Annotated in this window: 17 protein-coding genes; 12 read left to right on the top strand and 5 right to left on the bottom strand. The window is 70.9% G+C overall.

Going from position 1 to position 21,992, the window contains the following annotated elements; translation table 11 throughout:
• Window positions 1-223 precede the first annotated feature (223 nt).
• Both N4G66_RS35830 and N4G66_RS35825 read left to right on the top strand, forming a co-directional pair.
• Window positions 224-1,258 (top strand): LacI family DNA-binding transcriptional regulator, encoded by a 1,035-nt coding sequence (locus tag N4G66_RS35830; RefSeq protein WP_261708481.1) that lies wholly within the window; start codon window positions 224-226, stop codon window positions 1,256-1,258.
• A 108-nt stretch (window positions 1,259-1,366) separates the two neighbouring features.
• Window positions 1,367-2,227, top strand: coding sequence for a phosphatase PAP2 family protein (locus N4G66_RS35825; protein WP_261708480.1), 861 nt, complete (start codon window positions 1,367-1,369; stop codon window positions 2,225-2,227).
• 143 nt (window positions 2,228-2,370) lie between these two features.
• On the opposite strand, the gene N4G66_RS35820 is transcribed toward N4G66_RS35825, so the two are convergent.
• Window positions 2,371-5,367: a bifunctional [glutamine synthetase] adenylyltransferase/[glutamine synthetase]-adenylyl-L-tyrosine phosphorylase gene (locus N4G66_RS35820; protein ID WP_261708479.1), complete on the bottom strand. Its 2,997-nt coding sequence runs from the start codon at window positions 5,365-5,367 to the stop codon at window positions 2,371-2,373.
• 265 nt (window positions 5,368-5,632) lie between these two features.
• Between N4G66_RS35820 and N4G66_RS35815 the strand changes: the two genes are divergently transcribed.
• The 4 genes from N4G66_RS35815 (at window position 5,633) to N4G66_RS35800 (ending at window position 9,563) form a co-directional block, all read left to right on the top strand.
• Window positions 5,633-6,520 carry an alkaline phosphatase family protein gene (locus tag N4G66_RS35815; RefSeq protein WP_261708478.1) on the top strand — a complete coding sequence of 296 codons (888 nt, stop codon included), beginning with the start codon at window positions 5,633-5,635 and terminating at the stop codon, window positions 6,518-6,520.
• A gap of 1 nt (window position 6,521) precedes the next feature.
• Window positions 6,522-7,850, top strand: a complete 1,329-nt coding sequence (locus N4G66_RS35810) for an MFS transporter (protein WP_261708477.1) — start codon at window positions 6,522-6,524, stop codon at window positions 7,848-7,850.
• A complete protein-coding gene (locus tag N4G66_RS35805; RefSeq protein WP_261708476.1) occupies window positions 7,847-8,866 on the top strand; it encodes a TolB family protein in 1,020 nt (339 codons plus the stop codon). The genes N4G66_RS35810 and N4G66_RS35805 overlap by 4 nt, the downstream gene beginning before the upstream one ends.
• Window positions 8,867-9,290: 424 nt before the next feature.
• Entirely contained in the window at window positions 9,291-9,563 is a 273-nt protein-coding gene (locus N4G66_RS35800; RefSeq protein ID WP_261708475.1) for a hypothetical protein, read from the top strand.
• A gap of 242 nt (window positions 9,564-9,805) precedes the next feature.
• Here the strand turns inward: N4G66_RS35800 and glnA are convergent, their stop codons facing one another.
• Complete coding sequence (gene glnA / locus N4G66_RS35795; RefSeq protein WP_261708474.1) at window positions 9,806-11,167, bottom strand: type I glutamate--ammonia ligase; 1,362 nt, start codon at window positions 11,165-11,167, stop codon at window positions 9,806-9,808.
• Window positions 11,168-11,506: 339 nt separating this feature from the next.
• Here glnA and N4G66_RS35790 point away from each other — a divergent pair, with 339 nt between their 5' ends.
• Both N4G66_RS35790 and N4G66_RS35785 read left to right on the top strand, forming a co-directional pair.
• Entirely contained in the window at window positions 11,507-12,712 is a 1,206-nt protein-coding gene (locus N4G66_RS35790; RefSeq protein WP_261708473.1) for a globin domain-containing protein, read from the top strand.
• 299 nt (window positions 12,713-13,011) lie between these two features.
• Window positions 13,012-13,788: a DUF4232 domain-containing protein gene (locus N4G66_RS35785; RefSeq protein ID WP_261708472.1), complete on the top strand. Its 777-nt coding sequence runs from the start codon at window positions 13,012-13,014 to the stop codon at window positions 13,786-13,788.
• A 359-nt stretch (window positions 13,789-14,147) separates the two neighbouring features.
• Here N4G66_RS35785 and N4G66_RS35780 read toward each other — a convergent pair whose 3' ends face one another.
• The gene (locus tag N4G66_RS35780; protein ID WP_261708524.1) at window positions 14,148-14,582 is read right to left on the bottom strand and encodes an RrF2 family transcriptional regulator; all 435 of its coding nucleotides are present in this window, start codon (window positions 14,580-14,582) and stop codon (window positions 14,148-14,150) included.
• 205 nt (window positions 14,583-14,787) lie between these two features.
• On the opposite strand from N4G66_RS35780, the gene N4G66_RS35775 reads away from it, so the two are divergent.
• Together N4G66_RS35775 and N4G66_RS35770 are read left to right on the top strand one after the other, a co-directional pair.
• Window positions 14,788-15,459, top strand: a complete 672-nt coding sequence (locus N4G66_RS35775; protein ID WP_261708471.1) for a DUF3105 domain-containing protein — start codon at window positions 14,788-14,790, stop codon at window positions 15,457-15,459.
• On the top strand, window positions 15,456-16,079 hold the full coding sequence (locus N4G66_RS35770; RefSeq protein ID WP_261708470.1) for a DUF305 domain-containing protein: 624 nt from the start codon (window positions 15,456-15,458) through the stop codon (window positions 16,077-16,079). Before N4G66_RS35775 ends, N4G66_RS35770 begins: the two co-directional genes overlap by 4 nt.
• An 80-nt stretch (window positions 16,080-16,159) precedes the next feature.
• On the opposite strand, the gene N4G66_RS35765 is transcribed toward N4G66_RS35770, so the two are convergent.
• Window positions 16,160-16,798 carry a hypothetical protein gene (locus N4G66_RS35765; protein ID WP_261708469.1) on the bottom strand — a complete coding sequence of 213 codons (639 nt, stop codon included), beginning with the start codon at window positions 16,796-16,798 and terminating at the stop codon, window positions 16,160-16,162.
• Window positions 16,795-17,295: a sigma-70 family RNA polymerase sigma factor gene (locus N4G66_RS35760; protein ID WP_261708468.1), complete on the bottom strand. Its 501-nt coding sequence runs from the start codon at window positions 17,293-17,295 to the stop codon at window positions 16,795-16,797. The genes N4G66_RS35765 and N4G66_RS35760 overlap by 4 nt, the downstream gene beginning before the upstream one ends.
• A gap of 304 nt (window positions 17,296-17,599) precedes the next feature.
• Here N4G66_RS35760 and N4G66_RS35755 point away from each other — a divergent pair, with 304 nt between their 5' ends.
• A complete protein-coding gene (locus N4G66_RS35755) occupies window positions 17,600-19,540 on the top strand; it encodes a S53 family peptidase (RefSeq protein ID WP_261708467.1) in 1,941 nt (646 codons plus the stop codon).
• Between the two features lie 172 nt (window positions 19,541-19,712).
• Complete coding sequence (locus N4G66_RS35750; RefSeq protein ID WP_391858943.1) at window positions 19,713-21,758, top strand: NAD(+) synthase; 2,046 nt, start codon at window positions 19,713-19,715, stop codon at window positions 21,756-21,758.
• Window positions 21,759-21,992: the final 234 nt, after the last annotated feature.

Below are 21,992 nucleotides of genomic sequence, written 5' to 3'. Positions count from 1 at the left end.
AGACTCTGCAAGCTCTTGCCATGGGTGTCGCGTACGGGGATCATCGGCCCGTCAGCGTCTTGCAGGAGCCACCCCTTCCCGCGCGGCGCACGCACGGGACACCGAGCCGACCAGAACACGAGGGAGCGCGATGACGCAGCAGCCCGGAGCGGGCCGATCAACCGCCCGCACACGGCGTCTGGTTGGTGGGCAGGGTGAGATGCGACCGGTACAGTCCAATCCCGTGACCACACGGCTTGCCGACATCGCAGCCCAGGCGGGGGTCAGTGAGGCGACTGTCAGTCGCGTCCTGAACGGGAAGCCGGGCGTCGCCGCGACCACCCGCCAGTCCGTCCTGGCCGCTCTCGACGTACTGGGCTACGAACGCCCGGTGCGCCTGCGGCAGCGCAGCGAGGGCCTCGTCGGCCTCATAACCCCCGAGCTGGAGAACCCGATATTCCCTGCCCTCGCGCAGGTCATCGGGCAGGCCCTGACGCGCCAGGGCTACACCCCCGTCCTCGCGACCCAGACACCGGGCGGCTCGACCGAGGACGAGCTGACCGAGATGCTGGTCGACCGCGGGGTGGCCGGCATCATCTTCGTCTCCGGACTGCACGCCGACACCTCGGCCGACATGCAGCGGTACGAGCAACTGCGCGGCCGGGGTGTCCCTTTCGTCCTGGTCGACGGCTTTTCGCCGAAGGTGCAGGCGCCGTTCATCTCACCGGACGACCGCGCCGCGATGGCCCTCGCGGTCACCCACCTCGCCTCGCTCGGGCACACCAGCATCGGTCTCGCCCTCGGCCCCAAGCGGTTCGTGCCGGTGCAGCGCAAGATCGAGGGCTTCGTGCGCACGATGCAGGAGCAGCTGAACCTGAGCCCCGCGGACGTCGAGGAGCGGCTGATCCAGCACTCTCTGTACACACTGGAGGGCGGCCAGGCCGCCGCGAGCGCGCTCATGGACCGCGGCTGCACGGCGATCGTCTGCGCCAGCGACATGATGGCGCTCGGCGCGATACGGGCGGCGCGTCAGCGCGGCCTGGAGGTCCCCACGGACATCTCGGTCGTGGGCTTCGACGATTCGCCGCTGATCGCCTTCACCGACCCGCCGCTCACGACGGTCCGCAAGCCGGTGCCGGCGATGGGCCAGGCCGCGGTGCGCACGTTGCTGGAGGAGATCGGCGGGACGCCCGCGCCGCACAGTGAGTTCGTGTTCATGCCGGAACTCGTGGTGCGGGGTTCGACCGCTTCTGCCCCTGGGGACCGGAATCGTCCCTGAGAAGGACGACAAAGGGGGCGAAGCACTCCCACAGGCGTAGAAAGTGCGGCCAGGACCCGACCAGAGCATCATCGGTGAGGGAAGGCTTTTCTGGCAGACTCTGTGCCTATGGGTGATTCGACCGTGACGACACTGGAAGGCCGGGACCAGGCCACTCCACAACCCGTCGCGGAGGAGAAGGCGGGGAACAGACTCCTGCGTCGTATGCGGACCCCGCGTCGCCCCCGCCTCTGGTTCGAAGTCCTGCTCATCGCCATGAGTTACTGGACCTACTCGCTGATCCGCAACGCCGTGCCGGAGCAGAGACGCGAAGCGCTGCGCAACGCGGACTGGATCTGGCGGATGGAGCACCATCTCGGTGTCGCCATCGAGGAGTCCGTCAACCACGCGGTGAACTCCGTCGGCTGGCTGATCATCGGGATGAACTACTACTACGCGACCCTGCACTTCGTGGTGACGCTGAGTGTTCTGGTCTGGCTGTACCGCTGTCATCCCGGCCGCTACGCGGCGGCCCGTCTCACGCTCTTCGCCACCACGCTGGTGGCCCTGGTCGGCTACTACTTCTTCCCGCTCGCGCCACCGCGCCTGATGACCGGCGGCAACTTCGTCGACACGGTCACGGTCCACGAGACCTGGGGCTCGATGGCCTCCGGCGATCTCAAACACATGTCCAACCAGTACGCGGCGATGCCGTCGATGCACATCGGCTGGTCCATGTGGTGCGGACTGACCGTCTTCGCGCTGGCCTCGGCCCCCTGGGCGCGCATCCTCGGCGTCCTCTACCCGGCGGCCACCCTGCTGGTCATCGTCGCCACCGCCAACCACTTCTGGCTGGACGCGGTGGGCGGCCTGCTCTGCCTCGCCTTCGGCTTCCTGGTGGCACGCCTGTGGTACGGAGCGCTGCCGTACGCGCTGCCGCAGTGGGTACCGGGGACGCGCGGTACACCGGTCCTGCCGGTGAAGACCTGAACAACGCCCCGCGCCGTCACGTTCAGTGACCAGCGGGGTGTCCCGCGGGCGCCCTTGCCGGGCCGGTCCACAGCACGCGCGGCCGGGCCGGTCCACAGCACGCGCGGCCGGGCAGGTCCACAGCACGCGCTCCGGCGCGCGGCTCAGGCGCCGTAGAACAGTTCGTCCACCACGGCCCGGGCCCGCCGGGTGGTGCGCCGGTAGTCGTCGAGCATGTCTCCGACATGGCCCGGGTCGTACCCCAGATAGCGGCCCACGGCGGCGAGCTCGCGCCCGTCCGAGGGGAAGGTGTCGCCGGCCCTGCCCCGCACGAGCATCACCGCGTTCCGTACGCGCGTGGCCAGCACCCAGGCCTCGTCCAGTGTCGCCGCGTCCTCCGTGGACAGCAGCTCCGCGGCACACGCGGCGGCCAGCGCCTCCCGCGTCCGGGTCGTCCGCAGGCCCGGCTCGACCCAGCCGTGCCGGAGCTGGATCAGCTGGACCGTCCACTCCACGTCGGACAGCCCGCCGCGCCCGAGCTTGGTGTGCAGCGTGGGGTCGGCGCCGCGCGGCATCCGTTCCGACTCCATCCGGGCCTTCAGCCGCCGGATCTCCCGTACGGCGTCCTCGCCCAGTCCCTCCGCCGGATACCGCAGCGGATCGACCAGCTCCATGAACCGGCTCCCGAGGTCGGCGTCCCCCGCCACCACCTCCGCGCGCAGCAGCGCCTGCGACTCCCACACCAGCGACCAGCGCCGGTAGTACGCCCCGTACGACTTCAGCGTCCGTACCAGCGGCCCGGACTTCCCCTCGGGTCGCAGATCCGCGTCGATCAGCAGCGGCGGATCCGCGCTGGGGAGCTGCAGCAGCCGCCGCATCTCGGCCACCACGGCGTTCGCGGCCCGTGACGCCTCCTGCTCGTCCACACCCTCCCGCGGCTCGTGCACGAAGAGCACGTCCGCGTCGGAGCCGTAGCCGAGCTCATGGCCCCCGAAGCGGCCCATCCCGATCACCGTGAACCGGGTGGGCAGGGTGTCGCCCCAGCCGTCCCGCACCACGGCCCGCAGGGTTCCCGCGATCGTCGCCGCCGTCAGATCCGACACCGCCCCGCCGACGAGGTCGACCAGTGCCCCCTGATCGGCGACGGCGGGCGTCTCCTCGGTTCCGTACGAGGCGACGATGTCCGTCGCGGCGGTACGGAACAGCTCCCGCCGCCGCACCCCGCGCGCGGCGGTCACGGCCTGCTCGCCGTCGCCGGCCCGCCGCACCGCGGCGAGGATCTCCTGCTCCAGATGGGCACGGCCGCGCGGTTCGAGGCCGCCGCTCTCCCCGTCGCCCAGCAGGGCCACCGCCTCCGGAGCGCGCATCAGCAGGTCGGGGGCGAGCCGGCCCGCCGAGAGCACCCGTGCGAGGTTCTCGGCCGCGGCGCCCTCGTCCCTCAACAGCCGCAGATACCAAGGGGTCTTGCCGAGCGCGTCCGACACCTTCCGGAAGTTGAGCAGGCCCGCGTCGGGATCGGCGGAGTCCGCGAACCACCCCAACAGCACTGGGAGCAGCGTCCGTTGGATGGCGGCCTTGCGGCTGACCCCGGACGCCAGCGCCTCCAGATGGCGCAGCGCGCTCGCCGGGTCGGCGTACCCGAGCGCGACGAGCCGCTCCCGGGCCGCATCCGGACTCAACCGGGTCTCGCCCGGCGCCAGTTGGGCGACGGCATCGAGCAACGGCCGGTAGAACAGCTTCTCGTGCAGCCGCCGCACCATGGCCGTGTGCCGCTTCCACTCCCGGTTCAGCTCCTTGACCGGGTCGACGCGCAGCCCGAGCGACCGCCCGATCCGCCGCAGATCGGCCTCGTCCTCCGGCACCAGATGGGTGCGCCGCAGCCGGAAGAGCTGGATGCGGTGCTCCATCGACCGCAGGAAGCGGTAGGCGTCATCGAGCTGCACGGCGTCGGCGCGGCCCACGTATCCGCTCGCGGCGAGCGCCTTCAGGGCGTCCAGAGTCGTACCGCTGCGCAAGGACGTGTCGGCCCGGCCGTGCACCAACTGCAGGAGCTGTACGGCGAATTCGACGTCCCGGAGCCCTCCGGGACCGAGCTTCAGCTCCCGTTCGATCTGGGCGGCCGGAATGTTCTCGACGACCCGGCGCCGCATCTTCTGCACATCCGCGACGAAGTTCTCGCGCTCGGCGGCGTGCCACACCAGCGGGGCCAGGGTGGCGACGTACTCCTCGCCCAGTTCCAGGTCCCCGGCCACCGGGCGGGCCTTGAGCAGCGCCTGGAACTCCCAGGTCTTGGCCCATCGCTGGTAGTAGGCGAGATGGCTGCTGAGCGTCCGCACCAGGGGGCCGTTGCGGCCCTCGGGGCGCAGATTGGCGTCGACCGGCCAGATGCTGCCCTCGACGGTCGTCTCGGAGCAGATCCGCATCATGTGCGAGGCGAGCCGGGCGGCCGCCTGCACGGCCTTTCCCTCGTCGGCCCCGTCGACGCCCTCCCCCACGAAGATCACGTCGACGTCGGACACGTAGTTCAGCTCGTGTCCCCCGCACTTGCCCATCGCGACGACCGCGAGCCGGCACAGCGCCGCGTCGTCGGGCGCGGCGGCCTCGGCTATGGCGAGCGCGGCGCGCAGGGTCGCGGTGGCGAGGTCGGCGAGTTCGGCGGCGGTCTGGGCGAGGTCGGTGGTACCGCACACGTCGCGCGCGGCTATGGAGAGCAGGCAGCGGCGGTAGGCGACACGCAGCGAGACGGGGTCCGTCGCGTCCGCCAGCCCGCGTTCGAACTCCTGGACCCCGGGATGCAGGTCCCGCGCCTCGTAGGTGACGAGGGTCTGCCAGTCGTGCGGGTGCCGGGCGAGGTGGTCGGCGAGCGCGGCGGAGGCGCCGAGCACGCCGAGCAACCGGTCCCGCAGCGGTTTGGCCGCGATCAGCGTGTCGAGGAGCTCCCGCTGGGCGGGGTGCGTGTCCTGCGCCTCGACGAGCCGGACGAGCCCGAGCAGGGCGAGGTCCGGGTCGGCGGTGGCCCCCAGCGCGTCCAGGAGGACCGGGTCGGACCGTACGGGTGCCAGTTCGGGCCCTTCCAGGAGCCGCTCGGCCGCCGAAGGATCGGTGAAGCCGTGCCGCAGCAGCCGCGTGAAGGTACTGCTCCTGCGCCCCGGCGCCGTCATCCCGGCCTCCTGTCGATCGATGTCGTACGTCCGGTCCCGTCCCGCACACCTGGCCCGATCAAGGTCGTACGCGCCCGAGCCTAACCCCGGTCCGCCCGGTAGCGCCCCGCGCCGACGGCCGTGCGAGGCGGTACAAAGGACGGGGAGGCTTTAGTTCATCGGCTCTTCATCCCGCCGGTTGAGGGATGTGAGCCCGGGGAATGTTGGCGTGTGCATGCTCTGTCTGCACCGCCACCGTCGCCTCTCCCCCCACCGGAGGTCTGAAGTGTCCGGCAGAAACGTGTACATCCGCGGTCGTGCCGTCGTGGCATCCGCCCTCGCCTTCACCGCGGCCGCGGTCGGGCTGTGGACCGGGTTCGCCGGTTCGGCCCCCGCGCACGCCGCGGCCGCGGTCCCGACCCCGGACCACGTCGTGGTCGTGGTCTTCGAGAACCACGCGTACAGCCAGGTGATCGGCTCCTCGAGCGCCCCGTACATCAACTCGCTCAAGACCGGCGGGGCCAACCTCTCCCAGTCGTACGCCGAGACGCACCCGAGCCAGCCCAACTATTTCGCCCTGTTCTCCGGCTCCACCCAGGGCATCACGGACGACAGCTGCTACACGCCCGGCTTCTCCTCCGCCCCCAACCTCGCCTCCGAGCTGATCGCCGCGGGCAAGACCTGGGGCAGCTACAACGAGACGCTGCCCAGCCAGGGTTCGACCACGTGCAGCAGCGGGAACTACGCCCGCAAGCACAACCCCTGGTTCGGCTTCAGCAACGTACCGACGTCCAGCGCCAGGACGTTCGCCCAGTTCCCGACGGACTACACGACGCTTCCGCAGGTCTCCTTCGTCGTCCCGAACCTGTGCAGCGACATGCACGACTGCTCGGTGTCCACCGGTGACACCTGGCTGAAGAACAACCTGAGCGCCTACGCCACCTGGGCCAAGACCCACAACAGCCTGCTCGTCGTCACCTTCGACGAGGACAACCGGCTCGCGGGCAACAAGATCCCGACGGTTCTGTACGGCCAGCAGGTGACCGCGGGTTCCTCCTCCACCACCACCTACAACCACTACGACCTGCTGCGCACGCTGGAGGACATGCACGGCCTCACGCACGCCGGCAACGCGGCCTCCGGCAAGGACATCACGGGCATCTGGACGTCCTGACATGTACGTAGCGGACAGCCGCGCCAGTACACCCAAGACTCCGGCGGCGTCCGCGGAAAGCGCCGCCCGGCCCCGAGCCGGGCGGCGCGTCGCCGCGATCGCTCCCACGGTGCTGGCACTCGGCACGGTCAGCCTGATCACCGACGTCTCCTCGGAGATGGTGACGGCGGTCCTGCCCCTGTACCTGGTGACGGGCCTCGGCCTGTCCCCCCTCGGTTTCGGACTTCTCGACGGGATCTACAACGGCTTCTCGGCGCTGGTCCGCCTGGCCGGGGGGCATCTCGCCGACCGGGGCGGCGGCCGCCACAAGTGGGTGGCGGGTGCCGGGTACGCCCTCTCGGCCGCCTGCAAACCCCTGCTCCTGGTGGCACAGACCCTGACCCCGATCGGCCTCGTCCTCGCCGCCGACCGCACCGGCAAGGGCCTGCGCACCGCCCCGCGCGACGCCCTGATCTCCCTGTCCAGCACCCCGGAGACCCGCGGCCGGGCCTTCGGCGTCCATCGCGCGATGGACACGGCGGGCGCCCTGCTGGGACCGCTGGCCGCCTTCCTGATCCTGCGGGCGACCGTCGACGGCTACGACGCGGTGTTCATGGTGAGCTTCTGCGTGGCCGTGGTGGGCGTCCTGGTCCTGGTGCTGTTCGTGCCGGGCGGTCCGGCCGCGCGGGCCACGCGTACGGCTGTGACGGACGGCCCGGTCGCCTCCGCCGCCCCCGCCGCTCCGCGCCCCACCCTGCGCGCCGCCCTGGCCCTCCTGCGCCGGCCGGAGTTGCGCGGTATCGCGCTCTGCGCGCTGCTGCTCGGCCTCGCCACGGTCAGCGACTCGTTCGTGTTCCTGCTGCTCCAGCGCAGGCTCGGGGTGCCGGACCGCTGGTTCGCGCTGCTGCCCGTCGGCACGGCCGCTGCGTTCCTGCTGCTGGCCGTCCCGCTCGGCCGGCTCGCGGACCGGGCCGGCCGCTGGCGGGTGTTCCTGGCCGGCCACGGCGCGCTGCTCCTCGCGTACGCCCTGCTGCTCACGTCCTGGCACGACACGGCGCTGCCGTTCGCCGTCCTGTTCCTGCACGGCGGCTTCTACGCGGCGACGGACGGGGTTCTCATGGCCGCGGCCTCGGACAGCGTGCCGGAGGAACTGCGGTCGTCCGGGCTCGCGCTGGTCCAGACGGGTCAGGCGCTGGCCCGTTTCGTCTGCTCGCTCGCCTTCGGCGCGGCCTGGACGGCGTGGGGCGACCGTACGGCACTCACGGCGTCGGCCGTGGCACTCGCCCTGTGCGCCCTCTTCTCGATGAGCCTGCGCCCCGTCCGCCGCACCCCCTCAGAAGGCCCCGCATGACACTGCGAACCCGCATCCTGGTCCTGGTCTGCGCCCTGGTCGTCCTGGCGGGCGTCGCGACGGCCTCCGTGCTGCACGCCTCGGCCCGCGCGGAGCGCCGGAACCAGGCCCGGCCGGGCGGCCCGCGGATCACCGCGGGGACCGTCTCCCTGACCGACTCCCGGCGGCTGGTCTTCCGCAACATGGCGTGGGGCCCGCACCGCGACGAGCTGACGTCCGTCCCGGCGTCCGACCCGTCGGGCCCGCGCACGGCGTCCCAGGTCAAGTGCCTGCGCTTCTACGCCGCTTCGGGCACCGGGGTGTGCCTTCAGACGGTGCACGGCACGGTCCAGGACACCTACCGGGCGGTGATCCTCGACGCCACTCTGCACGTCAGGGCCCGCTACGACGTGCCCGGCATCCCGTCCCGCGCGCGCGTCTCGCCCAGCGGTCGGTACGCCGCGTGGACGGCGTTCGTGGGCGGCGACTCCTACGCGGGCACGAACTTCTCGACCCGGGCGGCGATCGTCGACACCCGCACGGGGAAGCTGACGTCGTCACTGGAGGAGTACCGCGTGCTGAAGGACGGCAGGACCTACCACGCGGCCGACGTCAACTTCTGGGGCGTGACGTTCGCGGGCGACGACCGCACGTTCTACGCGACGATGGCCACGCACGGCACGACCCACCTGGTCCGCGGCGACCTGGTCACCCGCACCGTCACCACCCTGCGCACGAACGTCGAATGCCCGTCCCTCTCCCCCGACGGCACCCGTATCGCGTTCAAGAAGCGCGTCAAGGGCCTTCCCAAGGACGCCCCTTGGCATCTTTACGTCCTCGATCTGCGCACCGGGCGCGAGACCCCGCTCACCGAGCCACGCAGCGTCGACGACCAGGTGGTCTGGCGCGACGACCACACCCTCGTCTACGCCCTCCCCGGCGACTACGGAGCCGACCTCTGGACCCTCCCGCCCGACGGCACGGGAAAGCCACGGCGCGTCAGCACCGCGGCGGTGTCTCCCGCGTACGTGCGGTAGGGACGCACCCCCGGACGATCCCGCGGACGGCGGCCAACCCCACGGCTCCGGGCCACGGCTTCGGACCACGGCTCCGCGCCAGGAGGCCGGGCCGAAAACGCCGTGGGGCCGGCCTCGGACACGGCGTCGGCGAACACGCGGAAGCCATCGCCGCTCGACTCCGAACTGTGCCTCTGACTTCGGTATATCCGAGGTGACGATCAAGGGCTCTTGCCCTATGCTGCGGCTTGCACATCCGGGGGGCGGCCGGCCGTCATGACGGCCGGCACCGTGACAAGTGCGCATCACCCACGCCATCTCAACTCGTGCTTCAGCATGCCGTCAGGCGTCCGCGCCTGTGCGCGACTGCTGCCCGAGGCTGCCCGCAAGGGACCGGATCGGCGCGTTTCCCCGGGTCCATGGTCATCGGAAGGCAGAGAACGTCATGGCAGAACGTCAGTACCTCGGACAGGGCTCCACCACCTCGGCGGAGAAGTTCTGGTACATCCTCGGTTGCATCTACTTCGGTGCCGCCTACATGCAGAAGGTCCCGGTCAAGAAGGCGCTGAGCGAGTACGGGCTGGTCGAGATGACCGGGGCCGAGAAGTTCTGGTACGTCGTCCAGTGCATATTCTTCGGCGCCGGCTACCTCGCGAAGGTCACCATCAAGAAGGCGCTGTCCGAGGTGCCGAGCGTCGGCGGAGTCCCCACCGTCTGACGACGCCAGGGCGGCGAACAGGCCGCGGGCCCGGACCGCGACGAGCGGTCCGGGCCCGCGGCCGTTCACAAAACCATCGGCACCGGCCGTGCTCGCGTCGCGCAGGGCGCCGGTCACCACGACAGGCGTGTCGCCCGCGGTGACAAGGACGCGGCCCAGGGCCGTGAAACACGCCGGGGCCGACGGTCCGCGACCGTCGGCCCCATCCGCCGAATCAGCAGGAAATCCGCTCCGACCCGCGCCTACAGCACCGGCAGGTTCTTCCGCAGCTCGAAGGCGGTGACCTCGGAGCGGTACTCCTCCCACTCCGCCTTCTTGTTGCGCAGGAAGAAGTCGAAGACGTGCTCGCCGAGGGTCTCGGCGACGAGTTCGCTGCGCTGCATGAGGGCCAGGGCCTCGCCGAGGTTCTGCGGGAGGGGCTCGATGCCCATGGCCCGGCGCTCGGCGTCGGACAGGGCCCAGACGTCGTCGTCGGCGCCCGGCGGGAGCTCGTAACCCTCCTCGATGCCCTTCAGGCCCGCGGCCAGGAGCAGCGCGTACGCGAGGTACGGGTTCGCGCCGGAGTCGATCGAGCGGACCTCGACCCGCGCCGAGCCGGTCTTGCCGGGCTTGTACATCGGCACGCGGACGAGGGCCGAGCGGTTGTTGTGGCCCCAGCAGATGTACGACGGGGCCTCGCCGCCGGCGCCCGCGGTGCGCTCCGAGCCGCCCCAGATGCGCTTGTAGGAGTTGACCCACTGGTTGGTGACGGCGGAGATCTCCGCGGCGTGCTTCAGGAGGCCGGCGATGAAGGAGCGGCCGACCTTGGAGAGCTGGTACTCCGAGCCGGACTCGTAGAACGCGTTGCGGTCGCCCTCGAAGAGCGAGAGGTGCGTGTGCATACCGCTGCCCGGGTACTCCGAGAACGGCTTCGGCATGAAGGTGGCCTGGACACCCTGCTCCAGCGCGACCTGCTTCATGATCAGCCGGAAGGTCATGATGTTGTCGGCCGTGGAGAGCGCGTCGGCGTAGCGCAGGTCGATCTCCTGCTGGCCGGGGGCGCCCTCGTGGTGGCTGAACTCGACCGAGATGCCCATCGACTCCAGCATCGTGATGGCCTGGCGCCGGAAGTCCTGGCCGACGTTCTGCGGGGTGTGGTCGAAGTAGCCGGAATTGTCGGCGGGGGTGGGCCGCGAGCCGTCCAGCGGACGGTCCTTCAGCAGGAAGAACTCGATCTCGGGGTGGGTGTAGAAGGTGAAGCCCAGATCCGAGGTCTTGGCGAGGGCGCGCTTGAGGACATAGCGCGGGTCCGCGAAGGACGGGGAGCCGTCCGGCATCAGGATGTCGCAGAACATCCGGGCCGTGCCGGGGGCCTCGGCGCGCCAGGGCAGCACCTGGAAGGTGGACGGGTCCGGCTTGGCGATCATGTCCGACTCGTATACGCGGGCGAAGCCCTCGATGGCCGAGCCGTCGAAGCCGATGCCCTCGTCGAAGGCCTGTTCCAGCTCCGCCGGGGCCACTGCCACCGACTTGAGGAAGCCGAGTACGTCCGTGAACCACAGACGTACGAACCGGATGTCACGCTCCTCCAGTGTCCGGAGCACGAACTCCTGCTGCTTGTCCATCTTCCGCTTCCACCCATCCTTGCTGGTCAGGCCGCCTGCTCCCACGCCTCGAAGACGATCGGCGCACCTGAGCATCCCACCACAACACCATTTCATGCGCGTTGCGGACCATGATCGGCCGGGCGACCTCGGTCTGAACGCCTCGCGTACGGCAGGTGTCCTGCTCTGCCGCACATACTGCCTGCTCACACGCGCACCCGTAAGAGCCGACCGGCACTCTCTCGCCACACGCTCTCGCCACAGGGGCTTTAATTTGCATCTCAGATGCAAGTTTTATTAGTGTGCGGGACAGATAGGGGGCGCAACCCTCCGTTCCCGCCCTGGCTTTGAGGAGTCTCGATGCTGTCCGAACAATCCGCCTCCACCGTGCGCGCGACCCTCCCCGTGGTCGGCGCCGCCATCGGCGAGATCACCGAGCGCTTCTACGCCGGACTGTTCACCGCCCACCCCGAACTGCTCCGTGACCTGTTCAACCGCGGCAACCAGGCCGCGGGCACCCAGCGTCAGGCCCTGGCGGGATCCATCGCCGCCTTCGCCACCTATCTGGTCGAACACCCCGACGAGCGGCCCGACGCGATGCTGAGCCGCATCGCCCACAAGCACGCCTCCCTGGGCGTCGCGCCCGAGCAGTACAAGGTCGTGCACGAGCACCTCTTCGCCGCCATCGTCGAGGTGCTCGGCGACGCGGTCACCGCGGAGGTCGCCGCCGCCTGGGACGAGGTCTACTGGCTCATGGCGAACGCCCTGATCGCCATCGAGAAGCGCCTGTACGACGAGAACGCGGACGACGGGGCCCTGCACCCCTGGGTGGTCACCGGGCGCGTCGAGGAGACCGCCGACGTCGCCACCTTCCACATCCGCCCGGCCGACGGCGGAGCCCTGCCGGACTTCCGTGCGGGCCAGTACGTCTCCGTGGGCGTGGAACTCCCGGACGGCGCCCGCCAGATACGTCAGTACAGCCTCTCCAGCGCGCCCGGTTCCCCGGTCCGCCAGATCAGCGTCAAGCGGGTGCGCGCGGACGAGAACGCCGGCATGCCGAGCCCCGAGGGCGAGGTCTCCAACCATCTGCACGCCCACGTCCGCGAGGGCAGCGTCCTGGAGGTCTCCGCGCCGTACGGCGACCTGGTCCTCGACGACACGGACGCCCCCCTCCTCCTCGCCTCCGCGGGTATCGGCGTGACTCCGGTGATCGCCATGCTGGAGCAGCTCACGATCTCCGGCCACAAGGCCCCCGTCACCGTGGTGCACGCCGACCGCTCCCCCGCCGAGCACGCGCTGCGCGCCGACCACGAGGCGTTCGCGGGCAAGCTCGCCGACGCGGAGGCCCACTTCTGGTACGAGCGGGCCGAGCCGGGCCACCCCGCCGAGCGGACCGGTCTGGTCGACCTCTCCGGAGTCACCGTGCGGCCGGGCACGCACGCCTACCTGTGCGGCCCGCTGCCCTTCATGCGCGCGGTACGGGCCCAGCTCCTCGACAAGGGCGTGCCCGCCTCCGACATCCACTACGAGGTGTTCGGACCGGACCTCTGGCTGGCCCAGGCCTAGCCAGGACCTGTCGGGCGGCCCGTCGGGGCGAGGGGGAGCGGGGTCCGGTACGCACCGGGCCCCGCTCCCCCTCGCCGAACAGGCGGCAGTACCAGGCGGCGGTACGCGGGAGCGTCGCACCCGGTCGCCGGTGCCCGCCGACAACCGTGTGCGCACGGTCACAACGAGGACGTCAGCGGCACGGCAGCGCGACGTCAGCGTGACGTGAGCGGCAGACCCAAGACTGATGCATGTCAGCAGTTCAGGGACGGCGCGCCACATGACCCGGCGTTCGCCGCACACACCTCGGGGGATCCATCGTGAGCACCATCCGTAACCGCACCACGCTCCTCACCGCCACGACCACGGCCCTGCTCGCCCTGGCCCTCACCGCCTGCGGGCCCGACGGATCCGGTACGAAGTCCTCGGGCCCGGAGACCGGCGGCACCGCGCAGGACGCCTCCGCGACGGCATCCGCGGCGAACACCGGCAGCACGACCGGCACCACGGGCGGTTCCTCCACCTCGAAGAGCTCGACCGGTTCGGGCTCGAAGTCGGCCTCGGGCTCGAAGTCGGGCTCGGGCTCCGGAACCACCACGGGTGCCGGCGGTGGCAACGCGACCAGCGACAGCTACGCATACAAGCACCCGTGCTCCGGCGGGCAGGTCTCGGTGAACGTGACCACCAGGGACGGCGCGTCCAGCCAGCGCGTGATCGCCGTACGCAACAACGGCGCGAGCTCCTGCGGGCTGAGCTACTACCCGCGGGTCTACCTCGACCAGGCGAGCGCCCAGGGCGGCAAGAACGTCAAGCCCCTGATCCCGAGCGGGCTCGGCGGGGCCCCCGCCTACCCGGTGTACGCAGGACAGACCGCCTACGCCGTCATCGACGTCGACCCCAGCGGGGCGACCACCGGCACCGTCTCCGGTATCGACGAGCTGAACGTCCTGGCCGACGGCGACCACATGCCCAACGCCGACACGCACAACTTCCCTCTCGGCTCGGGCGCGCTCGTACTGAAGCCGAAGCTGGGCCTGTACCGCAGCACGATCGCGGACGCCGTCAGCTCCATGAAAGCCGCGGACACCCAGTCCTGACCGGACGTGCCGCCCGCGCCGCGCCGCCCTCTCCATGCCCGCGCGCCGCGCCGGTATGGCGAGCACGGCCATGGAGCCCGCCCCGGGCCGGAGGCGGAGCGGGCCAGAGGAAAAACCCGCCGGAGACGGAGCCGGGCGCCGAGGCAAAACCGGGCAGGTAGCGGTGCAAGGCGCTGAGCCGGGCCGATAGCGGAGCCGGGCCGGAGGCAAACCCGGGCAGATGGCGTAGCCAGGCCCGTAGCCGAGCCAGGCCGAGCCCGGCTCGACCAACCCGGCCCGATCACCAGCCCGGCCGAGGACGGAGCGGGGCGCAGCAGCCCGCAGGGAAGCGGGAACGACCCGACCGGCAGGCCGGGCCGCTAAGGCCTGCGGCTGATGCCGAGCAGCACGGGCCCCGTCGGCTCGGCCACGACGTCGGCGATGGTCAGCGGGTCCAGAGAGGCGTAGAAGGCCTCCTGGGCCCGTCGCAGTGCACCCCGCAGCCGGCATGCGGAGATGAGCGGGCACGGCGTGGCCCCCTCGCATTCGACGACGTCGCCTTCGCCTTCGAAGGAGCGCACGATCGCGCCGACGGAGGCGCCGCGCCCCTTCCCGGTGAGCGTGAGACCGCCTCCCCTGCCGCGCCGGGCATCGAGCAGCCCGAGGTGCTGGAGTTCGGCGACGACCTTGGCGGCGTGCGTGTAGGGGACCCGCATGTCGTCCGCGACCTCGCGCGTGGTGGGCGTCGAGTCGTCGGCGACGGCCAGTCGCATCAGGACGCGAAGGGCCAGGTCGGTGGAGCGCAGCAACCGCATACCGACAGCGTAGGTAATGCGCATCTTCGGTTCAAATTTTCTGGCCGGCCCCGTCGGACACGCTCCGGCCGACCGCCGTCGGAGCGCACCCCGCCCGCGTCCGCCACCCCCTTCTTCGGCCAATCCCGTGCCCTTCTTGCCGACGACCCTCCCTTCCCGATTACGATCGGCGAACCCGACCGTCCCATCCCGATAAGGACTCACCATGGGTTCCGCCAAGAACACCAGCACCGGATCGCGCAAGGCGCGCATCGAGGAGCTGCGCCGTGCCGAGCGCGCCCGTGACCGGCGTAACCGGATCCTCGTGGTAGCGGCCAGTGCGGTCGTCGTCGCCGGTCTCGTCGCCGGTGGTGTCGTGCTTGTCCGGTCGCAGTCGGACGACGGCAAGAAGGACACGGCGAGCGACTCGAAGGCGGCGTCGGGGCACTTCGTCACGGGCACGGACGGGGTGAAGACCTGGAAGGGCACGCTGGCGCGCAACCACGTCGCGAAGACCGTGACGTACCCGATGGAGCCGCCGGTCGGCGGTGACCACAACCAGGTCTGGATGAACTGCAACGGCGACGTCTACGCCAAGGCGGTCAACAACATGAACGCCGTGCACTCCCTGGAGCACGGCGCGGTCTGGGTGACGTACAACAGCAAGGCGTCCGACGCCGATGTGAAGGCGCTCGCGGCGAAGGTCAAGAAGACCCCGTACACGCTGATGAGCCCGGTCGAGGACCAGAAGGACCCGATCATGCTGAGCGCCTGGGGCAAGCAGCGCACGGTGACCGGCGCGGGCGACAAGAACGTCGACGCGTTCTTCTCCGAGTTCGTCCAGGGCAAGCAGACGCCCGAGCCGGGCGCGGCCTGCACCAACGGTCTGTCCCAGTGAGGCACGTCGGGTGGATCGCGGGCGCCGCGGCGGCCGTGCTCGTCGCGGCCGGAACGATCACGTACGCGGTCGCCGCCGGCGACGACTCCGGGACCCGGGCGCCCGCCGCGGACTCGGCGGACGCGGGCTTCGCCCGGGACATGGCGGTCCACCACCAGCAGGCCGTCGAGATGTCGTACATCGTGCGGGACCGCACCAAGGACGTGGAGGTACGGCGTCTCGCGTACGACATCGCGCAGACGCAGGCCAATCAGCGCGGCATGCTGCTCGGCTGGCTCGACCTGTGGGAGCTGCCGAAGGTTTCCTCGGACGCGCCGATGACCTGGATGGGCATGGGTGACATGGCGTCCGGCGAGGACGGCTCGCTGATGCCGGGCATGGCCACCGACACCGAGATGAAGCGGCTCGGGGCGCTCAACGGGAAGCAGGCCGAGGTCTTCTACCTCCAGCTGATGACCGACCACCACAAGGGCGGTGTCCACATGGCCGAGGGCTGTGTCGCCAAGTGCACCGTCGGCGTGGAGAAGCGGCTCGCGCAGGGCATGGTCGCCGCCCAGCAGTCGGAGATCAAACTGATGGCGGACATGCTGAAGGAGCGGGGCGCGAAGGCGCGCGACTAGGACCCGGCCGGTCTGCGCGCCGGGATGTGGAACGGGTCCGGGGCAGCGCCCCGGACCCGTTCACCCCCTCCGCCGCATGGTCAACCGCGCCAGTCCGTACCGCACTTCAGGGTGACGCCGGTCGGTACGAGCCGTTCCATCGAGCCGGGCCGGCCGTGGGTGACGGCGAGCTGGGCCTTGTTCAGGTAGCCGATGAAGAGCTGGGTGTGGGCCGGCATGGCCGCCGGGTCGTAGATGAAGACGACGGTGCCGTCGCCGCGCCGCTCCCGCTCGACGACCTTGTCGACCCCTGGTCCGGAGCCGTGCTTGTCGACCTGTGTGTGGTCGTCCGGGCCCTTGCAGAACACCCCGGTCTTCACGAGGACGGGGAATCCCGCCGCGCGCAGCGCCTTCTGGAGTCCCGCCGGGTTCTTGAAGTACTGCTCCTTGGTCCAGGTCACCGCGACCGTGCCGTCCGAGCGCTTGGCGACGGTGAACGCGACGGCCTCGGTGTTCCCGCCCGTGGGCGGCGCGGTGGACGGGTGGCCGTAGCCCGGCGCGCCGAGCGCGAGGCCGGCGGCCGCGGTGACGCCCACGGCCGCGACGGCCACCCGGCGGCGCCGCCGCCGGGCCGCGCGGCCCTCGGCCACGATCCGCTCGACGGGCACCGCCATGGTGATGTCGTCGAGGGAGCCCCTCAGCGCGTCCAGGACGTCCCTGTCGTCGTCGGTTCCGTTCATGATCCTGCCTCCGGTGTGTCGAGGGTGACGAGGTGGCCGCGGAGTGTCCCGACGGCCCGTGCCAGATGGGCGGTGACGGTTCCGGGAGCGATCCCGAGGGTCTTCGCCGTGGTCGCCGTGTCGAGGTCGAGGAAGACCCGCAGGGCGACGACCTCCCGCTGTCTGCGCGGCAGTTCGCGCAGTACGGCCAGCAGCGCGGGGTCGAGTCCGGCGCCGCCGGACTCCATGGCCGCGCCGTCCCGGCCGTCGTGGTCGCCGAGCGCGACCTCGTGCCGTCGCCGACGCCACCACGAGATACGGGTGTTGAGCGCCGTCCTGACGATCCACGCGCGGGGGGCGGGGTGACCGCGGACCCGGGGCCAGGCCGCCCAGGCCCTGGCGAACGCCTCGGCCACGAGGTCCTCGGCCAGCTGACGGTCGCCCACCGCGGCGAGGACCGCCCGCAGGCAGACGTCCCGCCCGCTCCGGTAGAACTCTTCGAACTCCAGCTCCTTCACACCCCCAACACGCCCCGGGGACTCGATCCGCTTACAGAAGCCGGGCACCTCTTCACAGACCCCGGAACGGGATAGAGGGAAAACCCTTGACTATGCGCAAGGGTCCACTCCAAACCATCCCAAATGATCGCCAATCGCGGCCACTTGGTCTTTCCTTGGCTTTTTCATTCCCCTGGCATGAACGGTTCACCGAAAGAGTGACCCCCATCTGTGATCCATTCCTCACGCTCCGGCAGGACGTGAGGCTCTCGCGTGGATCACCGACCAACCACTACATGCGACGAACCGCATCGCAGGGGGTTCTATGAGATCCAACCGCGCCACCGCGCGCGCCGGAGTGAGCTTGGCGGCGACACTGCCTCTGCTCGCCGGTGCGCTGGCGCTCGGCATACCCGCGGCCCACGCCACGGACGGCCCGAGCCGGGACACCCTCGCGGGCACCAGGCCCGCGTGGGCGACCGCCAAGGCGGACAAGGGAGCGGCGTCCGACAGCTCCCAGGTCTCGGCCCGGGTGTACTTCGCCGGACGGGACGCCAAGGGTCTGGCCGCGTACGCCAGGTCCGTGTCCGACCCGCACTCGGCTTCGTACGGGAAATACCTCAGCGCCAAGAAGGCGCAGGCACGTTTCGGCGCCACCAAGGCCCAGGTCACCGCGGTGACCTCTTGGCTGAAGTCGGCGGGCCTGAAGGTCACCGGAACGACGCAGCACTACGTCTCGGTGACCGGCGACGTGGCCGCCGCCGAGAAGGCGTTCGCCACCCAGCTGCACAACTACACCAAGGGCAAGAAGACTTACCGGGCGCCGTCGAAGACGGCTTCCGCGCCCGCCGCCCTGAACGGCGCCGTCCTGACCGTCACCGGCCTGGACAACGCGCCGCACAAGGCACAGCACGCCGATCAACTGCCGCCTCCGGACGCGGTGTTCAAGAACTCCGGGCCGTTCTCCTCGTACTACGGCTCGAACGTCGCGAGCACCCTGCCCAACGCGTACGGGAAGAAGATCCCGTACGCCGTCCAGGGTTACACGGGCAAGCAGCTGCGCGCGGCGTACGGAGCGGGCAAGCGCACCGGCAAGAACGTACGGGTCGCCATCACCGACGCGTACGCCTCGCCGACCATCGCGTTCGACGCGGCCACCTACGCCGGGAAGCACGGCGACGCCGCGTACACCAGCGGCCAGCTGCGTCAGGTGCTGCCCAAGTCGTACACGAAGACCGAGGAGTGCGGGGCGGCGGGCTGGTACGGCGAGGAGACCCTCGACGTCGAGGCCGTGCACGCCGTCGCGCCGGACGCGAGCATCACGTACGTGGGTGCCGCCTCCTGCTACGACGACGATCTGCTCGCCTCGCTCAACAAGATCGTCGACGGGCACCTGGCCGACATCGTCTCCAACTCGTGGGGCGACATCGAGGCCAACCAGACCCCGGACCTCGCGGCGGCCTACGACCAGACCTTCCAGTTCGGCGCGGTCGAGGGCATCGGCTTCTACTTCTCCTCCGGTGACAACGGCGACGAGGTCGCCAACACCGGGACGAAGCAGGTCGACACCCCGGCCAACTCGGCGTGGGTGACGGCGGTCGGCGGTACCTCGCTGGCAGTCGGCAAGGGCGACAAGTACCTGTGGGAGACCGGCTGGGGCACCGAGAAGGCCGCGCTGTCCACGGACGGCAAGAGCTGGACCGGGTTCCCGGGCGCGTTCACCTCGGGTGCGGGCGGTGGCACCAGCAAGACCGTGGCGGAGCCCTTCTACCAGAAGGGTGTCGTCCCGAACGCGCTGGCCAAGGCCAACAACGCCGCGGGTAACCGGGTCGTCCCGGACATCTCGGCGATCGCCGACCCCAACACCGGTTTCAAGGTCGGCCAGACGCAGACCTTCCCGGACGGGACGGAGCAGTACAGCGAGTACCGGATCGGCGGCACCTCGCTGGCCGCTCCGGTGATCGCGGCCGTCCAGGCCCTCGCCCAGGAGGCGCGCGGCGGCAAGGCGATCGGTTTCGCCAACCCGTCGATCTACTCCAAGTTCGGTTCGAAGGCGTACCACGACGTCACGGACAACCCCACGGGCTCCGGACTCGCCGTGGCGCGCGTCGACTTCGCGAACGGCTTCGACGCCGCGGACGGTCAGGTCGTCTCCGTCCGCAGCCTCGGCAAGGACAGCTCCCTGAAGGCCGTGAAGGGCTACGACGACGTCACCGGTGTGGGCTCCCCCGCCCCGGGCTACGTCGACTCGTTCAGCCGCCGCTGACCGGCGTTCTCGGACGATGCGCCCGCCTCTCCAGTGGAGGCGGGCGCATCGCGCGTTCTCCGGGCCCCCTCCCGACACCCCGGGCACCCGACGTCTGCCGTGAAGGGTGGTCCGCCACGCACCCCGCACCACATCGCGTCGCTCTGACGATTACACTGGCCGGGTGCCTCCTCTGAACTTCCGGTCGCTCTATCAGCACGGCTTCGCACGCGTCGCCGCCTGCACGGGCCACACCGTCATCGCGGACCCGCACGCCAACGCCGAGGCGGTCCTGCGCCAGGCGCGCAGGTGCGCCGGGGAGGGTGTCGCCGTCGCCGTCTTCCCGGAGATGGGACTGTGCGGCTACTCGATCGAGGACCTGCTCCTCCAGGACGCGCTGCTCGACCAGGTCGAGGAGGCGCTCCGAGCGGTGGTGACGGGGTCGGCGGAACTCCTGCCGGTCCTGGTCGTGGGCGCCCCGCTGCGCCACCGCAACCGGGTCTACAACTGCGCGGTGGTCGTGCACCGCGGCCGGGTCCTCGGTGTCGTACCCAAGTCGTACCCGCCGAACTACCGGGAGTTCTACGAACGCCGTCAGATCGCCGCGGGCGACGACGAGCGCGGCGGCACGATCCGGGTCGGCGGTGAGTCCGTGCCGTTCGGCGTGGACCTTCTCTTCGCCGCCGACGACGTCCCGGGCCTCGTACTGCACGCGGAGATCTGCGAGGACATGTGGGTGCCGGTGCCGCCGAGCGCCGAGGCGGCCCTGGCGGGCGCCACCGTCCTCGCCAACCTCTCCGGCAGCCCGATCACCGTGGGCCGGGCCGAGGACCGCAAGCTGATGTGCCGTTCGGCGTCCTCACGCTGCATCGCCGCGTACGTCTACGCGGCGGCCGGACTGGGCGAGTCGACCACCGACCTGTCCTGGGACGGCCAGACCATGATCTACGAGAACGGGTCGCTGCTGGCCGAGTCGGACCGCTTCCCGCTCGACGACCAGTTCGCCGTGGCGGACGTCGACCTCGACCTGCTGCGGCAGGAGCGGAGCCGGACGGGCAGCTTCGACGACAACCGGCGTACCCACACCACCCGCACCGCCGATTTCCGGACGGTGTCGTTCCGGCTCGACCCGCCGGCCGGCGACCTGGGTCTGCGGCGCCGCATCGAGCGCTTCCCGTTCGTGCCCGCGGACCCCGACCGGCTGGCCCAGGACTGCTACGAGGCGTACAACATCCAGGTCGCGGGGCTCCAGCAGCGGCTCGCGGCGATCGGTGGCCCGAAGGTGGTCATCGGGGTGTCCGGCGGTCTCGACTCCACGCACGCGCTGATCGTCGCCGCCCGCGCGATGGACCGGGCGGGCCGCCCGCGCAGCGACATCCTCGCCTTCACCCTGCCCGGCTTCGCCACCAGCGACCACACCAAGGGCAACGCGCACGAGCTGATGCGCTCCCTCGGCGTCACGGCGGCCGAGCTGGACATCACGCCGACCGCCCGGCTGATGCTGGACGAGATGGGCCACCCCTTCGCCTCCGGCGAGCCCGTGTACGACGTCACCTTCGAGAACGTGCAGGCCGGACTGCGCACCGACTACCTGTTCCGGCTCGCCAACCAGCGCGGCGGCATCGTGCTCGGGACCGGTGACCTGTCGGAGCTGGCGCTCGGCTGGTCCACGTACGGCGTGGGCGACCAGATGAGCCACTACAACGTCAACTCGGGTGTGCCGAAGACGCTGATCCAGCATCTGATCCGCTGGGTCATCGGCAGCCACCAGTTCGGCGAGGACACCGACCGGACGCTCGCCGCGATCCTCGACACCGAGATCAGCCCGGAGCTCGTGCCGGGCGAGGAGATGCAGTCCACCGAGTCGAAGATCGGCCCGTACGCCCTGCACGACTTCACCCTCTTCCACGTGCTGCGCTACGGCTTCCGGCCGTCGAAGATCGCCTTCCTGGCCTGGCACGCGTGGCACGACCCCGACGCGGGTGCCTGGCCGCCGGGCTTCCCCGCGGCCGAACGGGTCGCGTACGACCTGCCGGAGATCCGGCGCTGGCTGGACGTGTTCTGCCGCCGCTTCTTCGGGTTCGCGCAGTTCAAGCGCTCGGCCATGCCGAACGGGCCGAAGGTCTCGGCCGGTGGTTCGCTCTCACCGCGCGGCGATTGGCGCGCGCCGTCCGACAGTTCGGCCCGCATCTGGCTGCGCGACCTGGCCCGCTTCGACCCCCCGGGGTCGGAGGGCTGACTTCCCCGGGGACGGCTGACCTCCCCGGGTCCGACGCCCCGACCGGTGCTACCGGCCGCGCGGGGCGAACCGGTGCGGCAGCCCGGCGAGGGTGCCGCACCCGGCCGGGCGGCGGCGCGCCGCCGGGGACACCGCCGTCAGGCGACGCCGTCAGGCGTCCTCACCTGTGCGCGTGTTCCGCGGGCGCGGGCAGGTGGGTGGCGACGAGGCGGCCGGGTGCCCCCGCGACCGCCG

This window comes from Streptomyces rhizosphaerihabitans, from assembly GCF_025399795.1.
Classification (GTDB): Bacteria; Actinomycetota; Actinomycetes; order Streptomycetales; family Streptomycetaceae; genus Streptomyces; species Streptomyces rhizosphaerihabitans.
This window is presented reverse-complemented; position numbering and strand designations above follow the sequence as displayed.

Bases quoted from the DNA above. Each gene is read 5' to 3' on its own strand.
- N4G66_RS35790 (WP_261708473.1), top strand. From the start codon at position 11,507: ATGCTGTCCGAACAATCCGCCTCCACCGTGCGCGCGACCCTCCCCGTG.
- N4G66_RS35775 (WP_261708471.1), top strand. From the start codon at position 14,788: ATGGGTTCCGCCAAGAACACCAGCACCGGATCGCGCAAGGCGCGCATC.
- N4G66_RS35765 (WP_261708469.1), bottom strand. From the start codon at position 16,798: ATGAACGGAACCGACGACGACAGGGACGTCCTGGACGCGCTGAGGGGC.
- N4G66_RS35755 (WP_261708467.1), top strand. From the start codon at position 17,600: ATGAGATCCAACCGCGCCACCGCGCGCGCCGGAGTGAGCTTGGCGGCG.
- N4G66_RS35805 (WP_261708476.1), top strand. From the start codon at position 7,847: ATGACACTGCGAACCCGCATCCTGGTCCTGGTCTGCGCCCTGGTCGTC.
- N4G66_RS35825 (WP_261708480.1), top strand. From the start codon at position 1,367: ATGGGTGATTCGACCGTGACGACACTGGAAGGCCGGGACCAGGCCACT.
- glnA (WP_261708474.1), bottom strand. From the start codon at position 11,167: ATGGACAAGCAGCAGGAGTTCGTGCTCCGGACACTGGAGGAGCGTGAC.
- N4G66_RS35820 (WP_261708479.1), bottom strand. From the start codon at position 5,367: ATGACGGCGCCGGGGCGCAGGAGCAGTACCTTCACGCGGCTGCTGCGG.
- N4G66_RS35810 (WP_261708477.1), top strand. From the start codon at position 6,522: ATGTACGTAGCGGACAGCCGCGCCAGTACACCCAAGACTCCGGCGGCG.
- N4G66_RS35780 (WP_261708524.1), bottom strand. From the start codon at position 14,582: ATGCGGTTGCTGCGCTCCACCGACCTGGCCCTTCGCGTCCTGATGCGA.
- N4G66_RS35800 (WP_261708475.1), top strand. From the start codon at position 9,291: ATGGCAGAACGTCAGTACCTCGGACAGGGCTCCACCACCTCGGCGGAG.